General features: G+C 67.2%; 22 protein-coding genes. 9 read left to right on the plus strand and 13 right to left on the minus strand.

Annotation, left to right across the window (positions count from 1 at the left end; all coding sequences use genetic code 11):
- Positions 1 to 359 precede the first annotated feature (359 nt).
- Positions 360 to 1,010 carry a haloacid dehalogenase type II gene (locus L0976_RS21580; RefSeq protein WP_203318219.1) on the plus strand — a complete coding sequence of 217 codons (651 nt, stop codon included), beginning with the start codon at positions 360 to 362 and terminating at the stop codon, positions 1,008 to 1,010.
- Positions 1,011 to 1,784, plus strand: a complete 774-nt coding sequence (tam, locus tag L0976_RS21585) for a trans-aconitate 2-methyltransferase (RefSeq protein WP_234189222.1) — start codon at positions 1,011 to 1,013, stop codon at positions 1,782 to 1,784.
- 50 nt (positions 1,785 to 1,834) lie between these two features.
- Here the strand turns inward: tam and L0976_RS21590 are convergent, their stop codons facing one another.
- The gene (locus L0976_RS21590; protein WP_234189223.1) at positions 1,835 to 2,347 is read right to left on the minus strand and encodes a GrpB family protein; all 513 of its coding nucleotides are present in this window, start codon (positions 2,345 to 2,347) and stop codon (positions 1,835 to 1,837) included.
- A 161-nt stretch (positions 2,348 to 2,508) separates the two neighbouring features.
- Between L0976_RS21590 and L0976_RS21595 the strand changes: the two genes are divergently transcribed.
- A complete protein-coding gene (locus tag L0976_RS21595) occupies positions 2,509 to 3,663 on the plus strand; it encodes an MFS transporter (RefSeq protein ID WP_234189224.1) in 1,155 nt (384 codons plus the stop codon).
- A 4-nt stretch (positions 3,664 to 3,667) separates the two neighbouring features.
- Positions 3,668 to 4,171 (plus strand): ClbS/DfsB family four-helix bundle protein, encoded by a 504-nt coding sequence (locus tag L0976_RS21600; RefSeq protein ID WP_234189225.1) that lies wholly within the window; start codon positions 3,668 to 3,670, stop codon positions 4,169 to 4,171.
- A 49-nt stretch (positions 4,172 to 4,220) separates the two neighbouring features.
- Here L0976_RS21600 and L0976_RS21605 read toward each other — a convergent pair whose 3' ends face one another.
- Positions 4,221 to 4,610 carry a hypothetical protein gene (locus tag L0976_RS21605; protein WP_203318215.1) on the minus strand — a complete coding sequence of 130 codons (390 nt, stop codon included), beginning with the start codon at positions 4,608 to 4,610 and terminating at the stop codon, positions 4,221 to 4,223.
- Between the two features lie 234 nt (positions 4,611 to 4,844).
- Here L0976_RS21605 and L0976_RS21610 point away from each other — a divergent pair, with 234 nt between their 5' ends.
- Positions 4,845 to 6,407, plus strand: a complete 1,563-nt coding sequence (locus L0976_RS21610; RefSeq protein WP_234189307.1) for a helicase HerA-like C-terminal domain-containing protein — start codon at positions 4,845 to 4,847, stop codon at positions 6,405 to 6,407.
- Between the two features lie 406 nt (positions 6,408 to 6,813).
- A complete protein-coding gene (locus L0976_RS21615; protein ID WP_234189226.1) occupies positions 6,814 to 8,334 on the plus strand; it encodes an ABC-F family ATP-binding cassette domain-containing protein in 1,521 nt (506 codons plus the stop codon).
- Positions 8,335 to 8,868: 534 nt separating this feature from the next.
- Here the strand turns inward: L0976_RS21615 and L0976_RS21620 are convergent.
- The 7 genes from L0976_RS21620 to L0976_RS21650 form a co-directional block, all read right to left on the minus strand.
- Positions 8,869 to 9,618 carry an RES family NAD+ phosphorylase gene (locus L0976_RS21620; RefSeq protein ID WP_203318213.1) on the minus strand — a complete coding sequence of 250 codons (750 nt, stop codon included), beginning with the start codon at positions 9,616 to 9,618 and terminating at the stop codon, positions 8,869 to 8,871.
- Entirely contained in the window at positions 9,578 to 9,955 is a 378-nt protein-coding gene (locus L0976_RS21625) for an MbcA/ParS/Xre antitoxin family protein (protein WP_234189227.1), read from the minus strand. Before L0976_RS21625 ends, L0976_RS21620 begins: the two co-directional genes overlap by 41 nt.
- 64 nt (positions 9,956 to 10,019) lie before the next feature.
- Positions 10,020 to 11,405: a multicopper oxidase family protein gene (locus L0976_RS21630; RefSeq protein WP_234189228.1), complete on the minus strand. Its 1,386-nt coding sequence runs from the start codon at positions 11,403 to 11,405 to the stop codon at positions 10,020 to 10,022.
- Between the two features lie 84 nt (positions 11,406 to 11,489).
- Positions 11,490 to 12,731 (minus strand): MFS transporter, encoded by a 1,242-nt coding sequence (locus tag L0976_RS21635; protein ID WP_234189229.1) that lies wholly within the window; start codon positions 12,729 to 12,731, stop codon positions 11,490 to 11,492.
- A gap of 400 nt (positions 12,732 to 13,131) precedes the next feature.
- Positions 13,132 to 13,509, minus strand: a complete 378-nt coding sequence (locus L0976_RS21640; protein WP_234189230.1) for a response regulator — start codon at positions 13,507 to 13,509, stop codon at positions 13,132 to 13,134.
- 1 nt (position 13,510) lies between these two features.
- Positions 13,511 to 15,430 (minus strand): PAS domain-containing sensor histidine kinase, encoded by a 1,920-nt coding sequence (locus tag L0976_RS28800; protein WP_234189231.1) that lies wholly within the window; start codon positions 15,428 to 15,430, stop codon positions 13,511 to 13,513.
- A gap of 99 nt (positions 15,431 to 15,529) precedes the next feature.
- Positions 15,530 to 16,021, minus strand: coding sequence for a MarR family winged helix-turn-helix transcriptional regulator (locus L0976_RS21650; protein WP_203318207.1), 492 nt, complete (start codon positions 16,019 to 16,021; stop codon positions 15,530 to 15,532).
- Between the two features lie 113 nt (positions 16,022 to 16,134).
- On the opposite strand from L0976_RS21650, the gene L0976_RS21655 reads away from it, so the two are divergent.
- Both L0976_RS21655 and rnd read left to right on the plus strand, forming a co-directional pair.
- The gene (locus L0976_RS21655; RefSeq protein WP_234189232.1) at positions 16,135 to 16,557 is read left to right on the plus strand and encodes an organic hydroperoxide resistance protein; all 423 of its coding nucleotides are present in this window, start codon (positions 16,135 to 16,137) and stop codon (positions 16,555 to 16,557) included.
- A 158-nt stretch (positions 16,558 to 16,715) separates the two neighbouring features.
- Positions 16,716 to 17,861, plus strand: a complete 1,146-nt coding sequence (gene rnd / locus L0976_RS21660) for a ribonuclease D (RefSeq protein ID WP_203319684.1) — start codon at positions 16,716 to 16,718, stop codon at positions 17,859 to 17,861.
- A gap of 4 nt (positions 17,862 to 17,865) precedes the next feature.
- On the opposite strand, the gene L0976_RS21665 is transcribed toward rnd, so the two are convergent.
- The gene (locus L0976_RS21665) at positions 17,866 to 18,273 is read right to left on the minus strand and encodes a DUF2000 family protein (RefSeq protein ID WP_203318205.1); all 408 of its coding nucleotides are present in this window, start codon (positions 18,271 to 18,273) and stop codon (positions 17,866 to 17,868) included.
- On the opposite strand from L0976_RS21665, the gene L0976_RS21670 reads away from it, so the two are divergent.
- Complete coding sequence (locus L0976_RS21670) at positions 18,272 to 19,165, plus strand: AraC family transcriptional regulator (RefSeq protein WP_234189233.1); 894 nt, start codon at positions 18,272 to 18,274, stop codon at positions 19,163 to 19,165. The two genes, L0976_RS21665 and L0976_RS21670, sit on opposite strands and share 2 nt — an antisense overlap.
- 9 nt (positions 19,166 to 19,174) lie before the next feature.
- Here L0976_RS21670 and L0976_RS21675 read toward each other — a convergent pair whose 3' ends face one another.
- From L0976_RS21675 to L0976_RS21685, 3 genes are read right to left on the minus strand one after another with little or no spacing between them, the layout of a single operon-like run.
- Positions 19,175 to 19,771, minus strand: coding sequence for a DUF922 domain-containing Zn-dependent protease (locus L0976_RS21675; protein ID WP_370643765.1), 597 nt, complete (start codon positions 19,769 to 19,771; stop codon positions 19,175 to 19,177).
- An 8-nt stretch (positions 19,772 to 19,779) separates the two neighbouring features.
- Entirely contained in the window at positions 19,780 to 21,300 is a 1,521-nt protein-coding gene (locus L0976_RS21680; protein WP_203318202.1) for a Ppx/GppA family phosphatase, read from the minus strand.
- Between the two features lie 10 nt (positions 21,301 to 21,310).
- Positions 21,311 to 23,524 carry an RNA degradosome polyphosphate kinase gene (locus L0976_RS21685; protein ID WP_234189234.1) on the minus strand — a complete coding sequence of 738 codons (2,214 nt, stop codon included), beginning with the start codon at positions 23,522 to 23,524 and terminating at the stop codon, positions 21,311 to 21,313.
- Positions 23,525 to 23,620 lie beyond the last annotated feature (96 nt).

A 23,620-nucleotide genomic window follows, 5' to 3' on the forward strand; every position in this document is an offset into this window, starting at 1 on the left:
GCAGGGAGAAGGCACAAGAGGCTCGTCATCTCCATCTCCCTGGAAACCGCCCTCTCCATCGTCATGGTCGGGCCTGACCCGACCATCCATCCACCGGCACGCCGCGCATGTGGATCCCCGGGTCAAGCCCGAGGATGACGTTGGTGGGCGGGGCCGGACCGGGAAATCCCCTTGCGGCAGCGTCCCTTGCCGGTTTCCCATCGCGAAAGGCCGGCGGCGGGAAAGAGGGCTTGCATCCCTGCCTTCGCCCGGCAGCCGGGGCGACGGTGCCGGCAGAGGGATGAGTGGCAAGACAGGCAATTGACATTCACCGCCCGATGGCCGCCAATCGCCGGCGAAAGCGCAGGAGAATCGCCGCCATGTCCCATGCCGCCTATGTGTTCGACGCCTATGGCACGCTGTTCGACGTGCATGCGGCGGTGCGGCGCCATGCGGGGGACGTGGGGCCGAACTACCAGATCTTCTCCGAGATCTGGCGCGCCAAGCAGCTCGAATATTCCTGGACGCGGGCGCTGATGGGCGCCTATGCCGATTTCTGGCAGCTCACCGAGCAGGCGCTGGACTACACGTTCCAGCGCATCGGCGGCGTCGACCCGGCGTTGCGCCAGAAGCTGCTCGACGCCTACTGGAAGCTCGACTGCTACCCGGAGGTGCCGGCCGTGCTGAAGGCGCTGAAGCAGCGCGGCGCGCATATCGCCATCCTCTCCAACGGTTCGCCCGCCATGCTCGCCTCTGCGGTGAAGAATGCCGCGCTCGATACCGTCATCGACGACATCTTCTCGGTCGATGCGCTGAAGACCTACAAGACCGCGCCTGCGGTCTACGATCTGGTGACGACGAACTACCGGCTCTATCCGAACGCCGTTTCCTTCCAGTCCTCCAACCGCTGGGACATTGCCGGGGCGACGAAGTTCGGCTTCCGCACCGTCTGGATCAACCGCTCCAACATGCCGGACGAGTATTTCGACCTCGGCCCGGCCCTGATCCTGCCCTCGCTGGAGAGCCTCTGAATGGCCTGGTCCGCCGCGCAATACCTGAAATTCGAGGACGAGCGCACGCGCCCGGCCGCAGACCTCCTTGCCCAGGTGCCGGCCGATCTCGTCGCGGGCACGGTCTACGATCTTGGCTGCGGGCCCGGCAATTCGACGGAGCTTCTGGCCAGGCGCTTTCCCGGCCGGGGCGTGCGCGGCGTCGACAATGCGGCCGACATGCTGAAGGCGGCGCGGGCGCGCCTGCCGGGCGTCGATTTCGTCGAATGCGACCTTTCGAAGTGGCGCCCGCACGAGGCGGCCGCCCTGCTCTTCGCCAATGCCGTCTTCCAGTGGCTGCCCGACCATGTGACGCTGCTTGCGCGGCTGATGGACGGGCTTCGCCCGGGCGGCGTGCTGGCCGTGCAGATGCCGGACAACCTTTCCGAACCCTCGCATCTGCTGATGGAGGAAAGCGCGCTCGCCGGCCCGTGGAAAAGCGCCTTTGCCGAGGGCACGCCGCGCCGCGGGCCGCTGCCCGCCCCGGCCGCCTATTTCGACGCGCTCGGGCCGAAGGCGGCGCGCGTCGATGTCTGGCACACCGTCTACAACCATCCGATGGCCGATGCGGCGGCCATCGTCGAATGGGTGAAGGGGACGGGGCTGCGGCCCTATCTCGACCGTATCCCGCAGCAAGAGCGCGACGGCTTCCTGGGGGATTACGAGAAACGCATCGCCAAGGCCTATGCGCCGATGGCGGACGGGCGGCTCCTGCTGCGCTTCCCGCGGCTCTTCCTCATCGCCGTGAAGGCATAGCCGGACAAACCATTCTGTCCGACGCGGGCGCCCGCCCTCGCCCTACGTCGTCATCGGAACTGCGCCCGCGCCCTGCTCACCATCTCCTGAATGAACGCACTCTTTTCCGATGTGTAGCGATCTCCATCGAATGGAAATCGTTTTGCAAGCTGCTCCTTCAAGCGCGCATACGCCCCGGCCGCATCCTCGTTACAGCGCAGGTAATCGCGAAACAGCAGGCGATGCCGATGCGTTCGATTTCGCGGCGCACAGAGAGAGACCCGAAGATCGGGCGCGGATCTTTTCAACAGGAACGCCCAGACATCATCGTCATACCGGTTTCCGCGCGGTTCATAGCCCGCATCGACAAGGCATGCGCCGGCGCCCGCAATGGCGGACAAGCCCGTCAATGTGACGTCCATGTCGATGACGGGCTTGGCCGGCAGGCCCGGAACAGACGTGCTGCCGACATGCTCCACCGCCAGCACGGCAGGGCCGAGCCGCCCTCTCAGATCGGCTTCGGCTTCCAAAAAATGCAACGGCCATTCCGGATCGTAAGGAACGATTTCGACCAGTGTCGGCATGGGACTCACCTCCTCCGGCAGGCCGCCTCTCGACGCTAGCCTATCGATGCGCCGCTATCCACATGCCCGCTGGGCGGTTCCGCCCCGCCGGCCCGGCTTCCCAAGGGCTCGCCGGCCGGGTAAGGAGAGGTGCCGCGCCATCGGCGGCCCTGGAGCCCTTCATGCAGACCTCGTCCCCGACCGTCTTTTCGCCGGACTGGCCGGCCATTGCCGCCGTCATTCTCGGCGTCACCGCCTTTTCCGTGGCGCAGGGGCTCACCTATCCGCTGATCTCGCTAACGCTGGAGGCGCGCGGCTTCTCGCCGGCGCTGATCGGCGTCAACGCGCTCGCCTTCGCCGGCGGGCTTGCCGCCTCGACGCTGCTGCTCGGCAGCCTCACCGCGCGCTGGCGGGCCGACCGGCTGATCATCGCCAGCCTTGTCGGCTGCTCGCTGTGCCTTGCCGCCTTCGCCGCCTCCACCTCGTTTGCCGTGTGGTTCGGCGCGCGCTTCCTGCTCGGCTTCTTCGCCAGCCTCATCTTCATGCTCGGCGAAGCCTGGCTCAACGCCGCCTGCCCGGACAGGCTGCGCGGCCGTGTCTCCGGCATCTACGGCGCGGGCATGTGCGCGGGCTTTGCGGCAGGTCCCCTCGCCATTCCGCTCCTCGGCAGCCAGGGCGGCCTCGGCTTCGCCATGACGGCCGTCTATCTCGCCATCGTCGCCTTTGCGACCGCCATGCTGATGTTCTCGACGAAGACGGTGCCGGAACCGTCCTCGACGGGCGACGTCTTCCGCTTCTTCAGGGCCGCGCCGCTGCTGGTCGGCATGGTCTTCGCCTTCGGCTTCGCCGACATCGCGGCGATTTCCGCCATGCCGGTCTATTTCGTGAAGATGGGCCATTCGGAAGCCTTCGCGGCGATCAGCGTCACCGTGCTCGCCCTGCCGACGGCGATCGCCCAGCCCTTCATCGGCATGCTGCTCGACCGGCTGCCGCGCGAGCGCGTGGCGCTTGCCGCCGTCACCGTGGCGGCCGCAAGCTACCTCATCCTGCCCTCGATGAAATCGGAAGTGGCGATCCTCGCCGTCTTCGCGCTGATGGGCACGGCCACCTTCTCGCTCTATACCTGCGCGCTGACCATGCTGGGCGAGCGCTACAACGGGGCGATGCTGGTGGCCGGCAGCGCGGCCTTCGCGCTCGCCTATGCCGCCGGCAGCGGCGCGGGCTCCGGCGTCACCGGCACCATCATGGAGGCGGGCGGGCCGGAGGCCGGCCCGCTCTCCGTCGGCATCGGCCTTGCGCTCTTCACGGCCGCGCTGATCTATTCGAGGAGACGCTAGGGCCATGGCCGTTCCACAGGACAAGGACGAACTGCTGGCCGCAATCGAGACGGAATTCCGCAAGCTGAACAGGACATTGGAAGAGGTGCCGCCGGCGCTCGTCCACGAGCGCACGATGGAAGGGCATGTCAAGGGCACACAGATGAGCCCCTTCGACCTCGTCGCCTACCTCACCGGATGGAACGAGCTGGTGCTGAAATGGCTGGAGCGGGACGCCGCCGGCGCGGCGATCGACTTTCCGGAAACGGGCTTCAAGTGGAACGAACTGGGCAGGCTCGCCGGGAAATTCTACGGCGACTATGCGGACATCCCCTATCCGCAGCTCGTGGAGCGGCTCCATGCAGCAAAGGCGCGGATCGTCGCCGCCATAGTCCTGGCGGAGGATGCCGCGCTCTACGGCCGCCCGTGGTACGGGAAATGGACGATGGGCAGGATGATCCAGTTCAACACGTCATCGCCCTATGCCAATGCGCGCGGCCGCCTGCGGGCATGGCTGAAAGCCCGCTGACAAGGCGAGGCGGGCCATCCCGCGCGGGCGCGGGATGGCGAAGGCAATCTCAGACGAACTGGCTGAGGCCGGGCACGGAGGCGACGACCTCGTCGACCACGTCGCTGCCGGCATGTTCGCGGGCGACCGCCATGGTTTCCTTGGCAAGGCCGGTGATCTCGCCCATGCCGAGGCCCTGGCTCATGAGCTGCTGGCCGAGGCCCATGACGCCGCCGCCACCGATGGCGCTCATCAGGCCGCCGAGCAGGCCCTTGCCCTCGCCTTCGCCATTGTACTTGGCGACGAGGTCGGAGGCGCCCGGAATGGCCTCGATCATCTTGGCGACCGGGCCGTCGGCGGCCTCGCGCTGCAGGAAGCCGAGCATCATGCCGATCGCCTTTTCGGCAAGGGCGGCATCGATGCCGACGGCATCGGCAACGCGGGTGACGAGATCGTTCATGGAAAATCCTCCGAGGGAATTGACGTTAACGTCAAGGTAAATGAATTCGCCGGCAAACTCAAGCTGCCCCGGCGCGCTTTCGTGCATCCCGCGCAGCCCGGAAATCGTGTTGTTTGCCTGCCGGACTATCCTTATAAACTGTTGAAGACGATTCAATGAAAACATGGCCTGGGCGACATCTTGGCCCACGAATCGCAGGACCGGCAGCCAGGGAGTTTCAACGTGGCGGATCCCATTCTTCAGGACGGAAAGCTCTATATCGGCACCAGCCGCAAGCCGGACGATACAATCAACAAGCCCGAATATCTCGAGCTGAAATTCGGCAACCGCCACGGCCTCGTGACCGGCGCGACCGGCACCGGCAAGACGGTGACGCTGCAGATCCTCGCCGAGGGCTTCTCCAATGCGGGCGTGCCCGTCTTCTGCGCCGACGTGAAGGGCGACCTTTCCGGCATCGGGGCCATGGGCGAGCCGAAGGACTTTCTCCAGAAGCGCGCCGACCAGATCGGCCTTGCGCCCTACGATTTCCAGGAATTCCCGGTCATCTTCTGGGACCTCTACGGCGAGAAGGGCCACCGGGTGCGCACCACCATCTCCGAGATGGGCCCGCTCCTGCTGTCGCGCCTGATGAATGCGACGGATGCGCAGGAAGGCGTCATCAACATCGCCTTCAAGATCGCCGACCAGGGCGGCCTGCCGCTGCTCGACCTGAAAGACCTGCAGGCTTTGCTCAACTACATGGGCGAGAACGCCTCGGCGCTGTCCAACCAGTACGGCTTCATCTCCAAGGCCTCCGTCGGCTCGATCCAGCGCGAGCTGCTGATTCTCGAGCAGCAGGGCGCCGTGCAGTTCTTCGGCGAGCCGGCGCTGAAGATTTCCGACATCATGCGCACTACCAATGACGGGCGCGGGGCGATCTCGGTGCTCGCCGCCGACAAGCTGATGATGAACCCGCGCCTTTACGGCACGTTCCTGCTCTGGATGCTCTCCGAGCTCTTCGAGGTGCTGCCGGAAGTGGGCGATCCGGAAAAGCCGAAGCTGGTCTTCTTCTTCGACGAGGCGCATCTCCTCTTCAACGATGCGCCGAAGGTGCTGACCGAGCGCGTCGAGCAGGTCGTGCGCCTCATCCGCTCCAAGGGCGTCGGCGTCTATTTCGTCACGCAGAACCCGCTCGACGTGCCGGAAACCGTGCTCGCCCAGCTCGGCAACCGCGTGCAGCACGCGCTGCGCGCCTATACGCCGCGCGAGCAGAAGGCCGTGAAGACCGCCGCCGACACCTTCCGTCCGAACCCGGACTTCAACTGCGCCGAGGTGATCACCCAGCTCGGCACGGGCGAGGCGCTGGTCTCCACGCTCGAAGGCAAGGGCGCGCCCTCGATGGTCGAGCGCACGCTGGTCCGCCCGCCGGCCTCCCGGCTCGGGCCGATCACGGATGCCGAGCGGCAGGACATCATGAAGGTCAGCCCGGTCGCCGGCCTCTACGACGAGGATTTCGACCGCGAATCGGCCTACGAGATCCTGATGGCCCGCGCCAAGAAGGCGGCCGACGCCGCCGCGGCGCAGGCGCAGGCCGACCAGCAGGCCAGCCAGCCCACCTCCGGCGGCGGCCGCTGGACCCTTCCCGGTTTCGGCGACGAGGAACCGGCCGCATCCCCGGCTCCGAAGCAGGCCAAGCCCCGCGCCGGCTACCAGCGCGAGACGGTGGCGGAAGCGGCGATGAAGTCGGTCGCCCGCACCGTGGCCTCCTCGCTCGGGCGGGCGCTGGTGCGGGGAATATTGGGGAGCCTGCGGCGGTAGGGGTCGCGATAGCCCCTCACCCGCCTGCCGGCACCTTCTCCCGCTGGGGAGAAGGTGAACGGGACAGCGCCGAGTTCCATAGGCGCTGGCCTCGCCTCCCGCGTGGAGGTGGCGGCGGCGGGATGAGGGGCGGCGTTGCCAATGGTGGCATCCGATGCTACCCATATCCCGTTCGCAACACACAAGAGAGGGCTGTGCCGTGAAGTCCGGCTTCCTGCCACATCGCACCCATGGCCCTGATCTTGCCCTGCAAATGCGTTTGCAGGGCTGATCGGAACGAACACACTTTCTCTCTGGTCTGCCCTATCCGGCGATGCGGCCCTGTGCCGGCATCAATCTCCCCGCCCTTTCGCGTGCCTGACGGCTGACGCCGCGCCGCGAGGGCCATGAAGACCAGAGAATTCCCATGTCGCTCATCAATATCCGTGCGCTCGGCGTCACGCTGTCCACCGAGCTCTTTGCCAATCTCAACCTCTCCATCGCCGCCGGCGACCGCATCGGGCTCGTCGCCGCCAACGGGCGCGGCAAGTCCACGCTGCTGAAATGCATCACCGGCGCCTTCGAGCCGACGGCGGGCGAGATCACCCGCGCCCGCGGCCTCACCATCGGTCATATGGAGCAGAACCTTCCTGTCGGCCTCGAAAGGCTCACCTTCCGCGAGGCGGTGCTGGGCGCGCTCTCGCCCGAGCAGCAGGAGAGCGAAAGCTGGCGCGCCGACGTGACGCTGGAGGAACTGGAGGTGCCCGAGGCGCTGCGCGAGCGGCCATTGGAAGCCCTCAGCGGCGGCTGGCAGCGCATCGCGCTCGTCGCCCGCGTGCGCGTCGGCGAACCGGACGTGCTGCTGCTCGACGAGCCGACCAACCATCTCGACCTGGAAAAGATCGCCAGGCTGGAAAACTGGCTCGCCACGCTGCCGCGCGACATGCCGGTCGTCCTCTCCAGCCACGACCGCGCCTTCCTCGATGCCGTGACGAACCGCACGCTCTTCCTGCGCCCCGAGCGCTCGCAGCTCTTCGCGCTGCCCTATTCCCGCGCCCGCGCAGCGCTGGACGAGGCGGATGCGGCGGAGGAGCGGCGCTTCGAGAAGGAGATGAAGACCGCCCAGCAGCTTCGCCAGCAGGCGGCCAAGCTCAACAATATCGGCATCAATTCCGGCAGCGACCTTCTGGTGGTCAAGACCAAACAACTCAAGGCCCGGGCCGAGCGGATCGAGGAGGCGGCGAAGCCGGCGCATCTGGAGCGTTCGGCCGGCGCGATCCGCCTCGCCAATCGCGGCACCCATGCGAAGGTGCTGGTGACGCTGGAGGATGCCGCGGTGGAGACGCCGGACGGAACGCTCCTCTTCCGCACGGGCCAAAAATTCATCTGCCAGGGCGACCGTATCGCGCTGCTCGGTCTCAACGGCACCGGCAAGACACGGCTGGTGCGGCGGCTGCGGCAGGCGATCGAGGGCGCGGGCGAGCCGGGCATCAAGCCGACGCCCTCGCTGGTGCTCGGCTATGGGGACCAGGGGCTGTCCGACCTTTCCGATGAGGAACCCCCGCATGGCACGATCCTCCACCGCTTCGACGTCGGCGACCAGCGGGCGCGCAGCCTGCTTGCCGGCGCGGGCTTTTCCTTGGAGATGCAGGGGCGGCCGGTCGGGCAGCTCTCGGGCGGGCAGAAGGCGCGGCTCGGCATGCTGGTGCTGCGGCTTACCAATCCGAACTTCTATCTACTGGACGAGCCGACCAACCATCTCGACATCGAGGGGCAGGAGGCGCTGGAGCGGGAACTGACGGCGCAGGAGGCAAGCTGCCTCTTCGTCTCGCACGACCGCGCCTTCGTGCGGGCGGTGGCGAACCGGTTCTGGCTGATCGAGAGGCGGCGGCTGGTCGAGGTGGACGGGCCGGAGGACTTTTTTGAGGAGACGGCGCTGCTGGCGTGAGCGGGACCGGTAGGGGCAGGCTGCCGCCCATGGAACTCGACGTTGCTCCTCTTCCCTTCTCCCCTCGGGGAGAAGGTGGCCCGAAGGGTCGGATGAGGGGGCGCGGCACGGAGTGACGTTTCCTTCCTGCCTTCGGCACCCCCCTCATCCGCCTGCCGGCACCTTCTCCCCGCTGGGGAGAAGGGGGTAAGGAGATGCTTTCCTTTCAGCAGTGAGGGTGGGGCGGGTTCTGTCTCGAATGGCGGAAACGAAAGGCAACTTGGATTGCCGGCAAAGTCCGCCCCCTCTCCTCCGTCATCCTCGGGCTCGCCCCGAGGACCCACGCGACACCCGGGGGCGTGGATGGTTGGGTCAAGCCCGACGATGACGACGGCGGAGGTATGTCGGGCGGGAGACCATGGCGACGGAGGGGGGGTGTACAGGGATGGACGCGTTTGCCTGCAACCTGAACGTCACGTCCCGCCGGGAAGCCAAGTTTCGCTTTTCGCGGAGAGTCCGGGCGGCACGTCTTGCATCATAGCGACGATGCCCGCCTCACCCGATCCGCGGATCCCCGCGAAAATCCTCGCGGGAAAAGCCGATGCGTCTTGGCGGGTGGTCGCAGAGGGCCTGCACGCCGAGGGGCGAGAGGCGGATGCGCCAGGTCTGGCGTTCCACCGGCCGCGGCTCGGCGAAGCCGGCGGCCGTCAGGAGGGCCATGTTGGTGCCGGGGGCGGGATCGCGCACCGAGCGGTAGAGGATGGCGGAAATGCCGCCCTGCCGCGCGCCGTCGGCCAGCGACTGGCAGGCCGCGTAGTCGGTCGGGTGCGTCCAGTGCGGGGCATCGCGATCGAGCGGCGGCAGGGTGAGGTCGATAGCCTTGTCCGTCGCGACGGCGGCTGAGAAGGCGGTGTAGTCGGCGGCGTTGCCCGGAAGCGGCGTTGCCGGCGATTCGGAAAAGAACAGCAGGCGGTAGAAGGCCATCTCGGCGAGCGCCGTCTCCACCGTCAGCGCCGCGTAGTAGACGCCGAGCGTGCGCCCTGCCCGGCGGAAGCGCGAGCCGTGCGGATAGACGGCGCCGTAGCGGAAGGGGGTGGCCAGCAGATAGTCGAGCCCGGCGCATTCGGGCGGCAGGACCGGCTTGCTCTCCTCCAGCAGGTCTTCCAGCAGCGCCTGCTCGTCCAGCGTATCGACGAGCTTCAGCGTCGAGACGCGGTGCTGCGCCTCGACGAACCGCCAGACGGGGCCCGCGAAGGGCCGCGCCTCAGACGAGAGCGCGGCGGGCGTCCAGATAGGCAAGGACATCGACAAGGCCGGAAACGGAGACGATGCGGTCGACGGGACGGGCGCGAAGCGCGGTGTTCTGCGCCGTCATCCAGGCGCGGGCGACACCCTCGTCGCCGCCGGTGATGGCATCGAGCGAGCGGAAAAGGCGCACGAGCAGCACGGCAAGCTCGAAGGGCTTGGTGCCGCGCTCCAAGAGCACGTCCTGCCGCTTCAGCCGCGAGACCGTCGCTTCCGAAACGCCGATGACCGCCGACAGGATGCGGGCCGTCAGCCCCAGCCGCTCCGCCGCCCGGACGGCTGCCTTGGTGAGCACGACGCCTTCGGCATCGGCTTGCGGGACGGGTTTGCGCTGCATGGCCTAATCTCCTTTCATGAGAAAGAATATAGGCCATATTTTTCCGATGACAAGAGTTAACCTGTCACGCCACCCGTATGTAGCTCGTCATGCCGGTCTTCTGGTGCTCGATGATGTGGCAATGGAAGACCCAGTCGCCGGGATTGTCGGCAACGAGGGCAAGCTGCACCTTCTCGTCCGGCAGGATGAGGTAGGTGTCGGAGAAATGCGGGCGGATCGCCTGCTTGTTCGAGTTCATCGGCCGGAAGACGAGGCCGTGCAGGTGGAGCGGATGGACCTGCGGCGTCGGGTTCTCGACGTTGAAGATATAGGTGCGGCCGGTCTTCATCTCGGCGAGCGGGGCGGTCGGGTCGCCGTTGTCATCCGCCCACGGCACCTTGTTGATGGCCCAGAAATTGTAGCCGAGCGAGCCGCAGATGCCGTCCTTCGGCCGTTCCTCCGCCGAGGCGCTGAGGACGAAGGGGATCTCGGTCGCGGCGGAAAGGTCCGGCTCGGGCAGCGGATTGGGGGCGAGTGCCGGCAGGTCGCGGATGTGGCGCTTCAGCGAGGCGCCGGCGGCGCGGAAGGTGGCGAGCGTGGCGGGCCTGGTGCCGCGCAGGTCCTTGAGCGCGGCCACGGCGCCTTCCGCATCGGGCATGCGCAGCACGAGGTCAAGGCGCTGGCCGGGGCCGATCAGCAGGTGATCGGGCGCAAAGCGCTCGGCCACCGGGTTGCCGTCGGCGGCGATGACCTCGGCCTTCGCGCCCTCCACGACGATGGCGAGGATGCGGGTGACATCCGTCGCGGCAAGGCGAAGGCGCACGAGGCCGCCGGCCGGCGCGTCGTATTGCGGGGCCTGGCGCCAGTTGGCGGTGCGCACGGTGCCGAAGGTGCCGGCGCGGGCGGCGTCGCGCGGCTTGAACTGGGCGATGAACTGCCCGTCGCCGCCGAGCCGCCAGTCGCGCAGGTTCAGCACGATCTCGGCGTCGAAGACGGGATCGGACGGGTCCTCGACGACCACGAGGCCGGCAAGGCCGCGGCCCATCTGCTCCAGCGTGTTGCAATGGGGGTGGTACCAGAAGGTGCCGGCATCGGGCGGGGTGAAGGCATAGTCGAAGCCGTCGCCGCCATAGACATAGGGCTGCGTGAGGAAGGGCACGCCGTCCATGGCGTTGTCGATGCGAAGGCCGTGCCAGTGGACCGTCGTCGGCTCGTCGAGCCGGTTGTCGAGGCGCAGGTTGAAGCGCTCGCCGCGGCGCATGCGCAGCACCGGCGGGATTTCCGCATCGCCATAGGTCATGGCGCCCCGCGTCGGCCCCTTGTCGGTGATCAGCGCGTCGGTGCGGCGCGCGACGAGCGGCATCGCGGCCTGAGCGCTGGCGATGCCGCCGAGCCGGCCGGCAAGCCCGAGGCCGCCGGCATAGGCCCCGGCGACAAGAGTGCTCTTCAACAGCGTGCGGCGTGTCAGCATGGCGGTCCCTCCGGTGCGTCCTTCGCTTCTAAACCTGAGCGCGGCGCTCATCAATAAGCGCGTCGCGACCAGATTGCCGCAGGCTCAGCGAGGGCCGTTGCGGTCCTTTTCGGAAGCGGCGAGCTTGTTGAAGAAGAAGGAGGTACGCAGGAGGTTGCGGAAGCGGCTGCGCCTTTCGCCGGCGGGCACGGCCGGACGCGCGCTGATGCGCAGCGCCGTGTAGCCCATGAAGGCGACGAGGACGACGGCGGTGTAGAGGAAGAGCGCCTGCGGGCCGAAGACCTGCAGGAGGATGGAGGCGAAAAGCGGGCCGATGATCGCCCCGCAGGACCAGAAGAACAGCATGCCGGCCGAGACCAGCGCATGCTCGCCCTCGCCGGCATGGTCGTTGGCATGGGCCGAACACAGCGAATAGAGCGGCATGGCGAAGGCGCCGAAGACGAAGATGCCGACGAGGTTCTTCCATTCGTCGCCGCCGGCGAAAAAGGCGAGATACAGCGCGGCGAGCGCCGAGCCGAGCGTGGCGACGAGGATGACGAGGCGCCGGTCGAGCCGGTCGGAATAGATGCCGAGCGGATATTGCAGCACCACGCCGCCGACGATGCCGGCGCTCATGAAGCTGGCGATGGCGGTCACCGACAGGCCGATGTCGTGGGCGTAGATCGGCCCGAGGTTGCGGAAGGCGGCATTGGTGAGGCCGACGACGATGCAGCCGACGGTGGCGAGCGGCGAGATGTTCCAGAGCTTCTTCACGTCGAAGCGGATCGCCTCCGGCACGGTCGGGCTGGAGCGGTCGGCGAGCGAGATCGGCACGAGGGACAGCGACAGCGCCATGGCGACGATGGCGAAGAGCTCGAAGCCGCCGATGCCGATGCCCGGAATGACATATTGCGCCGCCGTGACGGAGCCGAGGTCGACGAGGCGGTAGACGGAGAGCGTGCGGGCCCGGTTGGCATTGGTGACGGCGGCGTTCAGCCAGCTTTCCACGGTCGCGAAGAGGCTGGCGAAGCAGATGCCGGCGACGAGGCGCATCAGGAACCAGAAGACCGGGTCGATGACGAGCACCATGGCGATGGCCGAGGCCGAGGCGATGGCCGCCATGGCCGAGAAGGTGCGGATATGGCCGATGGCGCGCAGCACGCGGGTGACATAGATGCAGCCGATGGCAAAGCCGATACTGTAGCCCGCCCCGACGATGCCGATGACCGAGGTGGAGAAGCCCTCCTGCGAGGCACGCAGCGCGATGAACGTGCCCTGCAGCCCGTTGCCCCCGATCAGGATGCCGGCGGTCACGAGAAGGGGAATCAGGGGACGAATCTTGGACATGCGGCCACTATGGCGAAGCTTTCGCGGAAAGGGAGAGGGAAAGCGGCGGCGGGGTGCTGGAATTGCACGCGATCACCGCTTCGCCCCCGCCTGCCGATACCGTCTCCCGGGCGGAGGAGATATGCCGCGACGGCTCCCCACCGCGTGCGGCAAGCCCTCCCCCGCTCGTGGTACGGCCATCGCTTATGGAGTTCGACGTTGCCGCCCTTCCCTGCTCCCCCGGGAAAGAGGTTGCCCGAAGGGTCGGATGCAGAGGTGTGCGAACACGCTTGTCATTCTCCCGCCTTTTGCGTCCACCTCAACGGCCTGCCGGCGCCTTCTCCCTGCCGGGGAGAAGGTCAGGGTGAGGGACGCCCCCGCCCGGGCTTCTGCCCGCGAGGGGCAAGGCGCGTGGCGCCGGTCATGCCTCGAGCAGATCGGTCATGACGCGCAGGTGGTCGGCCTGGAGGGGCTTTTCGAAATAGCTCTTCACGAAGCTGTACTGCATGGCCCGCTCGCGGTCCTTGCCGAGATGGGAGCTGGTGAGCATGGCGACGACGGGGGCGTGCACCTCGAATTCCTGCGCATAGCGGTCGAGGAACTCGAAGCCGTTCATCACGGGCATGTTGATGTCGAGGATGATGGCATCGGGCGTGCCGGCACGCAGCGCGTCGAGCGCTTCGGTGCCGTCGAACGCCTTGACGACGCGGATCGACGGATCGAACTTGCGGATCGTGTATTCGCAGATGAACTGGTCGTTCTCGTCGTCGTCGACGACCAGGATCGAGGTGATCTTCATTTCATTCCCCATCGGGCAGTTCGATGATGAAGCGGCTGCCCTTCTCCCTTGCTTCGTAAAACGCGGTCCCACCGAGGGATTGCGCGGTCTTTTTCAATATGTAGAGGCCGAGCCCGCTGCCGAAGGACCGGTTCGGGTGCAACCGTTTGAACATCTGGAACAACAGGTGGCGGCTGGCGGGCGGGATGCCCAGGCCGTTGTCCTCCACCGTCAGCCGCAGCTTGCCGGCATGGCGGAAGGCGCGGATGTCGATCCTCGGCTCGGCCTCCTTCGGGTCGTGGTACTTGACCGCGTTGGACAGCATGTTGCCGACGATGACCTGGAATTTCGACGGCTTGCTGACGATTGTCAATTCCGGCGGCACATGATTTTCGATGCGGATCCTCCTGACGTCGTCGAGATGCGACAGCGCGTCGGCCGCCTCGGCGACGAGCCGCCGGAGGTCGATCGGCCCGTCCTCCTCCTCCATCAGCCGGTTGCGCGTGACGGTGAGGATGTTCTGGATCAGGTGGTCGAGGCGGCGGAAGTTCCGCTCCATGCGCTGGAGCATCTGGCCGAGCCCGGCAAGGTCGCCCTCCGCCAGCATGTCGCGCGAGATGCCGAGCAGGCCGAGCGAGGAGGCGATCGGCGAGCGCAGGTCGTGCGAGGTGCGGTAGGCGAATTCCTCCAGTTCGGCATTGGTCTCGATCAGCGCCTGCTCGCTCGCCTTGCGCCCGGAAATGTCGCGCACGATGCCGCTGTAGATCGTGCCGCCGTTGACGTCGAGCCGGGCGACGGCGAGTTCGAGCGGGAAGGTCGTGCCGTCCTTGCGCCGGCCCTCCACCTCGCGGCCGATGCCGATGATCTTCGCCTCGCCGGTGCGGCGGTAGCTGGAGAGATAGCGGTCGTGCTCGCCGTGGTAGGGCTCCGGCATCAGCATCTTCACGTTGCGGCCGATCATCTCCCCGTCCGCATAGCCGAAGATGCGCGTGCAGGCCGCGTTGACGGTGAGCACGATGCCGCGCTCGTCGATGGTGACGATGCCGTCCACCGCATTGTCGATGATGGCGGCAAGGCGCGCCCGGCTTTCGGCAAGGTCAGACGCCATGCGGCGGGCGCGGCGGGATGAGACGTAGAGATGGGCGATCAGCGCGCCGTAGAGCGCGCCGGAAATCAGCACCAGAGAGGAAAGCGTCGAGCGCGTGCCGCCGCCGCTCCCGGAGAAGGTGATGCCGAAGGCCGATTCGTAGCGCGCCAGTTCGTAGTAGGTCATGGCGAGCAGCAGGAGGTAGGTGGCAAGGCCGAGCACGCCGGCAAGGGTCAGCCGGTAGTAGCCGGTCGCCTGCGGCCCGGCGAAGACGAGCACGAGGCCGAGCGCCGCAAAACAGCTCGCGCTCTGGAAGGACATGCGGGTGAAGCGGACCCAGTCATGCGCGAATTCGAGCCCGATCGCATAGCCGACGAGGGCCGCCGCCGCGACGATGAAGGTGGTAAAGCCGAGCGCCACCTGCGCGATGTCGCCCCTCTGCCGCACCGCGCGCAGAAACAGCGCCAGGCTCACCAGCATGAAACAGAGCGCCGTGTTGGGCGCGATGCGGCCCGGGCGGCTGGTGCCTATATCGACGAAAGGCCGGTCGAGCAGCGTGTCGATGCCGGCGTCTATGCCGAAGAGGTGCTGCGAAAGGGCGAGCGCGCCATAGAGGAAGACCGGCAGCAGCATGAGTGCCGGCAGCCGCCGCAGGCCGCGCGTGGCAAGAAGCAGCGCCGCGCCGACGACGACGAAGGCGAGCGCCGCGTTGAACTTCATGCCGAACAGGAAAGGATGGCGCGCGGCCAGGCCGGCCGGCTCGGCCAGCCAGAGCGCCATCATGGCAAGGCCAACGGCGATGCACCAGAGGCCCGCCGCGACATTCGCCTTCCGCCAGGACCATTGCCGCGTCACCCCTGCCCCCTCGGCGCTCCGTTTCGCCGCGCGCAGCTTAGCGCGAAGGTTGCAGGGCGAACAGGTATCGCGGGGTGAGGCGGTGAAAAATCCGACGTTTCAGGCGGCATCGCCGCGCGCCGGACCGGTCTCCAGCCGTTCGGCCAGCCGCTGCAATTCGCCGGTCAGCGCCTGCAGCGCCTCCAGCGAGCAGCCCGTCGCCTCGCCGATCGCCATGCGGATGGCGACGGCGTCGCGCTGCATGGCACGGCCCTTGTCGGTAAGGGTGACGAGGACCTGGCGCTCGTCGGCCTTGTCGCGGGCGCGGTGGATATAGCCCGCCGCCTCCAGGCGCTTGAGCAGCGGCGAGAGCGTGCCGGAATCGAGCCCCAGCTTCTCGCCGAGCGCCTTGACCGTGCGACCGTCCTCCTCCCACAGCGTCATCAGCGCGATATATTGCGGATAGGTCAGGCCATAGGGGTCGAGCAGCGGCTTGTAGGTGCGGTTGAGCGCATGGGCCGCGGAATAGACGGCGAAACAGAGCTGCCGGTCGAGGGCCAGCATCCCCTGTGCAATATCGTTCGTCTCAGCTTCGTCACGTTTGTCGCTCATGCTGCCATTCTCGCAGAAACGGCCGAAATTGCAATTTGCAAAATTATATTGCGCGCAATCTAATTTTGCGCTATCAACTATCCACCATCAACGACGACAGGAAGGAGACACCCATGCCCATTCTCTACAGGACCAAGGCTTCCGCAACGGGCGGCCGCGCCGGCCATGGCGCAACGGAAGACGGCACCGTCGACGTGACGCTGACCGTGCCGAAGGAACTCGGCGGCGACGGCGCGTCCGGCGCGAACCCGGAAAAGCTCTTCGCGGTCGGCTATTCCGCCTGCTTCCTCGGCGCGCTGAAATTCGTCGCCGGCAAGGAGAAGGTGAAGATCCCGGATGACGCCAAGGTCACCGCGACGGTCGGCATCGGCCCGCGCGAGGACGGCGGCGGCTTCGGCATCGAGGCCGCGCTCGAAGTTTCCGCCCCCGGCGTCGACAAGGCCGTGCTGGAAGACCTTATCAAGAAGGCCCACGTCGTCTGCCCCTACAGCCACGCCACGCGCGGCAACCTCGACGTCAAGACCACGGTCGCCTGACCGGCTTGCGGATCCCCGGCTCGGCCCGGGGATCCCCTCCCCGCGCGCGCCGGCGCCCGTACCGCATCGCAGGCGGCAAGTTTTCGATTGTGGCAAAACCGTGGAACGTCTAAAGCTGCCCGATCAAAAATTTCAAGAAAAGCCCGCCCATCATGCAGATCATCGACACGACCGCAGCCCTTCGCGACGCCTGTGAGACACTCTCCCGTTCCGAGTATCTGACCGTTGACACGGAGTTCCTGCGGGAGACGACCTTCTGGCCGGAGCTCTGCCTGATCCAGCTTGCCGGTCCCGAGATCGAGGTGATCGTCGATCCGCTCGCCAGGGACATCGACCTCCAGCCCTTTTTCGAACTGATGGCCAACCCGGCGGTGCTGAAGGTGTTCCATGCCGCCCGGCAGGACATCGAGATCGTCTTCAACCGCGGCAACCTCATCCCGCACCCGATCTTCGACACGCAGGTCGCCGCCATGGTCTGCGGCTTCGGCGACAGCGTGTCCTACGACCAGCTCGTGCAGAAGATAAAGGGCGTGCACATCGACAAGTCCTCGCGCTTCACCGACTGGAGCCGCCGGCCGCTCACCGAAAAGCAGCTCGAATATGCGCTGGCCGACGTCACGCACCTGCGCGACGTCTATCTCGCGCTCAAGGAGAAGCTGGAAAGCGCCGGCCGCTCGCTGTGGCTGACCGAGGAAATGGCGGTGCTGGAATCGCGCGAGACCTACGACCTGCATCCGGACGACGCCTGGCGGCGGCTCAAGATGCGCGTCAAGAAGCCGGTGGAGCTTGCCGTCCTGCAGAAGGTCGCCGCCTGGCGCGAACGCGAGGCGCGCGGGCGCAACGTGCCGCGCTCGCGCATCCTGAAGGACGACACGATCTACGAGATCGCCCAGCAGCAGCCGGCCGACGCCGAGGCGCTGGCCCGCCTCCGCACCATTCCCAAGGGCTGGGAGCGCTCGCAGTCCGGCGCCGCCTTGCTTGAGGCCATCAACGAGGCCCTCGCCATCCCCAAGGCCGACCTGCCGCGCCTGCCGCGCCAGAACCATGTGCCGGAGGGCGCCGCCGCCGCCAGCGAGATGCTGAAGGTGCTCCTGAAGATCGTCGCCGAGAAGGAAGGCGTCGCGGCCAAGATCATCGCCAATTCCGACGATCTCGAGAAGATCGCCGTCGACGGCGAGGCCGCCGAGGTGCCGGCGCTGCACGGCTGGCGCCGCGACCTCTTCGGCGACACCGCGCTCAACCTCATCGGCGGCAAGGTGGCGCTTCGCTTCGTCGACAGGAAGATCGAGGCGGTGGAGCTCTGAGACCTCAGGCGTGCAGCTTCGCGCCCTTCGTGATGCGGTCGACCGTTTTCCGGTCGGCGTGCAGCGCGATGCCGACGACGCTGGCATTGCCGGGGCTAAATTCGGCGAAGACGGCGCGGTTGGCGGTGTCGTGGCCGGTCGCGAACATCTCCTCGATATAGACGGAGGCCGGCACCGCGCGCTCCAGCGCGCGGGCGTGGATCTTCGCGAGCGTCGCGCCGTCGGCGGAAAGCACGATGATCGGCTGCACGCTCAGGGCGTTGTAGACATTGCCGGCCGCGTCGCGATAGGCTTGGCCGATCAGTTCCGGCTTGCGGCCGATGACGCCGCCGGAGACAAACGCGGTCACGTTGAGCTTCTGCCAGACTTCCAGATCCTCGCGCAGGACGACGGCGAACTTGGTATCGAACATGCAGGTATACTCCCGGGAAAAGGCTGCGGACCATTCCGCGGCCAATGCGGTAGCAGGCGCGGTGGAAGCGCCGCTTGAACGTTCGTGCGCGGAAAGGGACCGCATCGTCGTCGCCCCGGAGCTTGCCGGCATCGAGAGGATCGAGGCGCGTTTCCGCGGCAAGGGGTTCGAGCCGCACCGGCACGACACCTATGCGCTCGGCGTCACCATGGCCGGCATCCAGACCTTCCGCTATCGCGGGGAGGAACGGTTCAGCCCGCCGGGCAACGTGATCGTGCTGCATCCCGACGAGGTGCATGACGGCGGCGCCGGCACCGACGACGGGCTCACCTACCGCATGATGTACATCCCGCCGGAGCGTTTCCTGCCGGCGACGGCGCACCGCGGGCGGGCGCTGCCCTTCGTGGCGGCGCCCGTCGTCGACGACCCCGGGCTGGCGCGGCTGCTGCTCGATGCCTTCGGCGGCATGCGCGCGACGGCCGAGCCGCTGGCGATCGAGGAACTGGTGGAGGAAATCGCGGCCGCCCTGCTCGATCATGCCGGCGCGCCGCAGGCGCGCACCGGACGGCCGGCGGGCCCGCAGGTGCAGAAGGCCTGCGATTTCCTTCGGGAAAACCTGTCACGCCGGATCAGCTCGGCCGACCTGGAGGACGTGACGGGGCTGGACCGCTTCGCGCTCGCCCGGCAGTTCCGCCTGCTGCTCGGCACGAGCCCGCACCGCTATCTCGTCATGCGGCGGCTGGAGCGCGCCAAGGGGCTGATCGCGGCGGGGGAAAGCATCGCGGGGGCGGCGTTCGCCAGCGGCTTTGCCGACCAGGCGCATCTCAACCGGCACTTCAAGAAGGCGCTCGGCATGACGCCCGGCCGCTTCGCGGCGCTCGCCGCCGCGTAAGGCGGCGGATCAATCCGATCCGACCAGATGCAGGATGAGCTGGTGCACGTTGCCGCCCTCGCTCATCTCGACCGCATCGAAATCGCGGCTGCGGGCGCGCTGGGCCTGCGAGAGTTCGCCGAGGCGGGTCTGCAGCCGCGCCCGGATCTTCTGGCACTTCGGGTCGTTCTCGGCGGTCAGGCCGACGCTCATCGCCTCGATCTCCTTCACCATGTCCCTGATGAAGTCGCCATGCACCTTCTCGTGCGCGGTCACGCCGGCGATGAAGGTGTCCCAGCGGCCTTTCAGCGGCCCGGAGAGCGTCGATTTCAGCCTGGGCAGCGTGTAGGTGATGATGAGCTTCGGCCGGTTGACCGTGATGACGCAGGCATCGCCCTGTCGCTCGTACTTGCGCGTCCAGGTCAGCTTGAAGCCGGTATGGGCGATGACGCGGGCGATGCCCAGCCTGGGGCCGCGCTCGCCGATCGAGCGGTAGATCTCAAGGCCGGTCGCCCCCTCCACCGCATAGGGTTCCACGCGCTCGACCGCCTGCCAGTCCGCGGCGGCGCAAGCGCCTGCCGAAAGGAGGAGGCCGGCGAGGAAGACGAGCTTCGGCACGATCCGCACGGCCGGCCTCACAGGAACCGGAAGGCGAGCTTCTTGCCCGTCAGGCGGGCAAGCTGCTGGAGGCGGCCGTCGAGCCGTTCGCCGGCAAGCTCGGCATAATCAGGCGGCACGACGAGTTCGAGGTCGACATCCGCCTGCGCCGCCTTGCGGAAGACGAGGCGCGGCACGACGCCGGGCATGGAGGCCGAGAAGAGATAGAGGACGCGCAGCAGGCCGCCGACGAGCTTGGCGAGTTCGCGCAGGCGCGGCGTCGCGATGATCGCCAGGGCGCTGCTGACGGCGTCGTCGTTGAGGCCCTCGAAGCGGTAGTAGTTGGTGAGCGCGATGAAGGCGCGGCCGGGATGGGTGATGCCGATGAAGGTGCCGTGCGCGATGAGGTTCAGCGCCTGGAGGCCGCGGTAATCGGGATGGGCGCGCCAGCTTATGTCCGCCAAGAGGCAGGCCGCCTCGCGGTAGCGCCGCTCCTCGTCCGTCTCGGTGATGCCGAAGAGCGGCATCATGCGGCCGGTCCAGTCGGCGAGTTCGCGGGCGTGCTCGGGCGAGCGGGCGCGCAGGATGGCAAGCTCGCCCGCGGCGGCGAGCAGCGGATCGCGCGCCTTCTCGCGCTCGGGCAGCAGCGAATAGAGATAGCCCTCGCGCACGCCCTGGGCGGAGAAGAAGACCCGCGAGGGCTTCATGATGGCGATCGCCTCCTGCATGGCGACGGCGCCGAAGGGCAGGAGGTTGCGGCGGTTCTTGGAGATCGACGCATAGGCCGCGTCCTTGGGATCCTTGGCCGTGACGATGTCCGTGAGGAAATCCATCGCGTCGGAAAAGCCGAGCTCGTAGCCCTGGATCATGTGCAGCGGATAGTTGCGCACTTCCATGTTCAGCGCGCCGATGGCGCGCCAGGTGCCGCCGACGGCGTAGAAGGCGCGGCCGGCGCCGTTCTTGAGGAGATTGGCGGTGCGCAGGTATTTCCGCGCGACGATGCGGGCCTGGGCGGGCGAGCCGCCGGCCGCTTCCGACAGGCGGATGCCGCCGAGCGGCAGGGTGACGCCCTTGCCGATCATGCCGCCGGCGACGTCGATCAGTTCCAGCGAGCCGCCGCCGAGGTCGCCGACGATGCCGTCGGTATCATGGAAGCCGCTGACGATGCCGAGCGCGGAGAAGTATGCCTCCTCCTCGCCGGTCAGCACGCGGACCTTCTGGCCGAGGATCATCTCGGCCCGGTGGATGAAGTCGGGGCCGTTCTCCGCCTCGCGCGCGGCGGCGGTCGCCAGCGCGAACATGGTGGAGGCGCGGGCCTGCCGCGACAGCGCGCTGAACCGGTGGAGGGCCGCAAGCGCCCGGTCGACGCTCGCCTGGTCCATGCGGCCGGTCCTGGCAAGGCCCTTGCCGAGGCCGCACATGACCTTCTCGTTGAAGAGGATGGCCGGGGAACGGCTCATGCCCTCGTAGATCACGAGGCGAATCGAGTTGGAGCCGATATCCACGACCGACACCGGGGCTATTCCAGGCAGACGCCCCTGGGCTTCAGATTCGACCATGCAGATCCAGTTACTTCTTCCGGCGGCCTTGCCAGCCCGCGATCGCCTTCGGTGCCGAGGACTTCAGGGCCTCGCCCCGGCCGGACAGGCTGGGGTTGGTCATGAAGTAGTGCTGAGCGTTGAACGGTTCGGCGCCGGGCTGCACTTCCATGCGCCGGGACGTCCCGTCCGACAGAATCTCGTAGCTCTGCTGGTTATCGATGAGATTGCCCAGCATGATCTGCGAGAGAACCTGCTCATGCACCGTCCGATTGATCAAAGGCACGAGTGTCTCGACCCGCCGGTCCAGGTTGCGCGGCATCATGTCCGCCGAGCTTATATAGACCAGCGCCTTATCCGAGGGAAGCCCGTGGCCGTTGCCGAAGCAGAAGATGCGGGAATGCTCGAGGAACCGGCCGACGATGGACTTGACGCGGATGTTGTCGGAAAGCCCCGGCACCTGCGGGCGCAGGCAGCAGATGCCGCGCACGACGAGGTCGATCTCCACGCCCGCCTGGCTCGCGCGGTAGAGCGCGTCGATGATCTCGGGATCGACCAGCGAGTTCATCTTCATCCAGATCGCCGCAGGCGCGCCGTTCTTCGCATGCGCGATCTCCTCGTCGATGTGACGCAGGATGCGCGGGCGCAGCGTATAGGGCGAGAAGGCGAGCTTCATGCCGGCCTCCGGCTCGCCGTAGCCGGTGATGAAGTTGAAGATGTTCGCCATGTCGCTGGCGATTGTCGGGTTGCAGGTGAAGAAGGAGAGGTCCGTGTAGATCTTCGCCGTGACCGGGTGGTAGTTGCCCGTGCCGAGGTGGCAGTAGGTGCGCAGCCTGCCCTCCTCGCGGCGCACGACCATCGACATCTTGGCATGGGTCTTCAGTTCGATGAAGCCGAAGACGACCTGCACGCCGGCGCGCTCCAGATCGCGCGCCCAGCGGATGTTCGCCTCCTCGTCGAAGCGGGCCTTCAGCTCCACCAGCGCCGTCACGGACTTGCCGGCCTCGGCGGCGTCGATCAGCGCGCGCACGATGGGGCTGTCGTTGGAGGTGCGGTAGAGCGTCTGCTTTATCGCCAGAACGTCAGGATCGCGCGCAGCCTGGAGAAGGAACTGGACCACCACGTCGAAGCTTTCGTAGGGGTGGTGGACGACCATGTCCTTTTCGCGGATGGCGGCGAGGCAGTCTCCGGCGTGCTCTCGGACACGTTCGGGAAATCGGGCATTGTAGGGCTCGAACCTCAGGTCGTCGCGCGGCGCCCTGGCGATCTCCGACAGCGTGTTGAGGGCGAGCAGGCCCGGCAGGACGGCGACGCGGTTGTCCGGCACGCCGAGTTCGCCGACCACGAAGCGGCGCAGCGATTCGGGCATTTCCGAATCGGTCTCGATGCGGATCACCGAGCCGCGGCGGCGGCGCTTGAGCGCCGTCTCGAAGAAGCGAACGAGATCCTCGGCCTCTTCCTCCACTTCGATGTCGCTGTCCCTGATGATGCGGAAGGTGCCGGAGCCGCGCACGATATAACCGGGGAAGAGCCGCCCGATGAAGAGGCCGACGGCATCCTCCAGCGTGATGTAGCGGATCGCGCCCCTGGCGTCCGGCAGGCGGATGAAGCGGTCGAGCGCGACGGGCAGGCGCAAGAGCGCCGTCATCGGCTCCTTGCCGGTCGTGCTTTCGAGCTGGAGGCCGATGGAGAAGCCGAGGTTGGGAATGAAGGGGAACGGGTGCGCCGGGTCGATGGAAAGCGGCGTCAGCACCGGGAAGATCGACTGGGTGAATTCCTGCTGCAGCCAGACCTTGTCGTCGCTGGAAAGCGCCGTCGGGCGGACGATGAGGATGTCTTCCTTGGCGAGATACTGCTGGAGCACGGCCAGCGAGGCCTGCTGCTCCATCTGGAGATTGTCGATCTCCTTGAGGATGTCGTCGAGCTGCTCGGCCGAGGTCTTGCCGTCGGGGCTGCGGATGCCGACGCCCTGGCGCACCTGGCCTTCGAGGCCGGCGACGCGCACCATGAAGAACTCGTCGAGATTGGCCGCCGAGATCGACAGGAACCGCACGCGCTCCAGCAGCGGATGTGCGGTGTTCAGCGTTTCCTCCAGGACGCGGCGGTTGAACTGGAGCCAGGAGAATTCGCGGTTGATGAAGCGCTCGGGGCTCGCCATCAGGGTCTCGACGTCGACACGCGCGCCTTCGGGCGCCGCGCTCCCGGCGGGGTTTTCCTGAGAAAGATCGGAAGTCGCTGTATCCATGGAAGGTCCGCCCAGTTCGCCGCAAGATCGGCCGCGCTCTATTTCTGCTTTTCCGCGAAGCGCTTAGCGCAGTTTGACGACAGAACTGTGACAGTC

It is taken from the genome of Shinella sp. NM-101 (genome assembly GCF_021401195.1).
Taxonomy (GTDB): Bacteria; Pseudomonadota; Alphaproteobacteria; order Rhizobiales; family Rhizobiaceae; genus Shinella.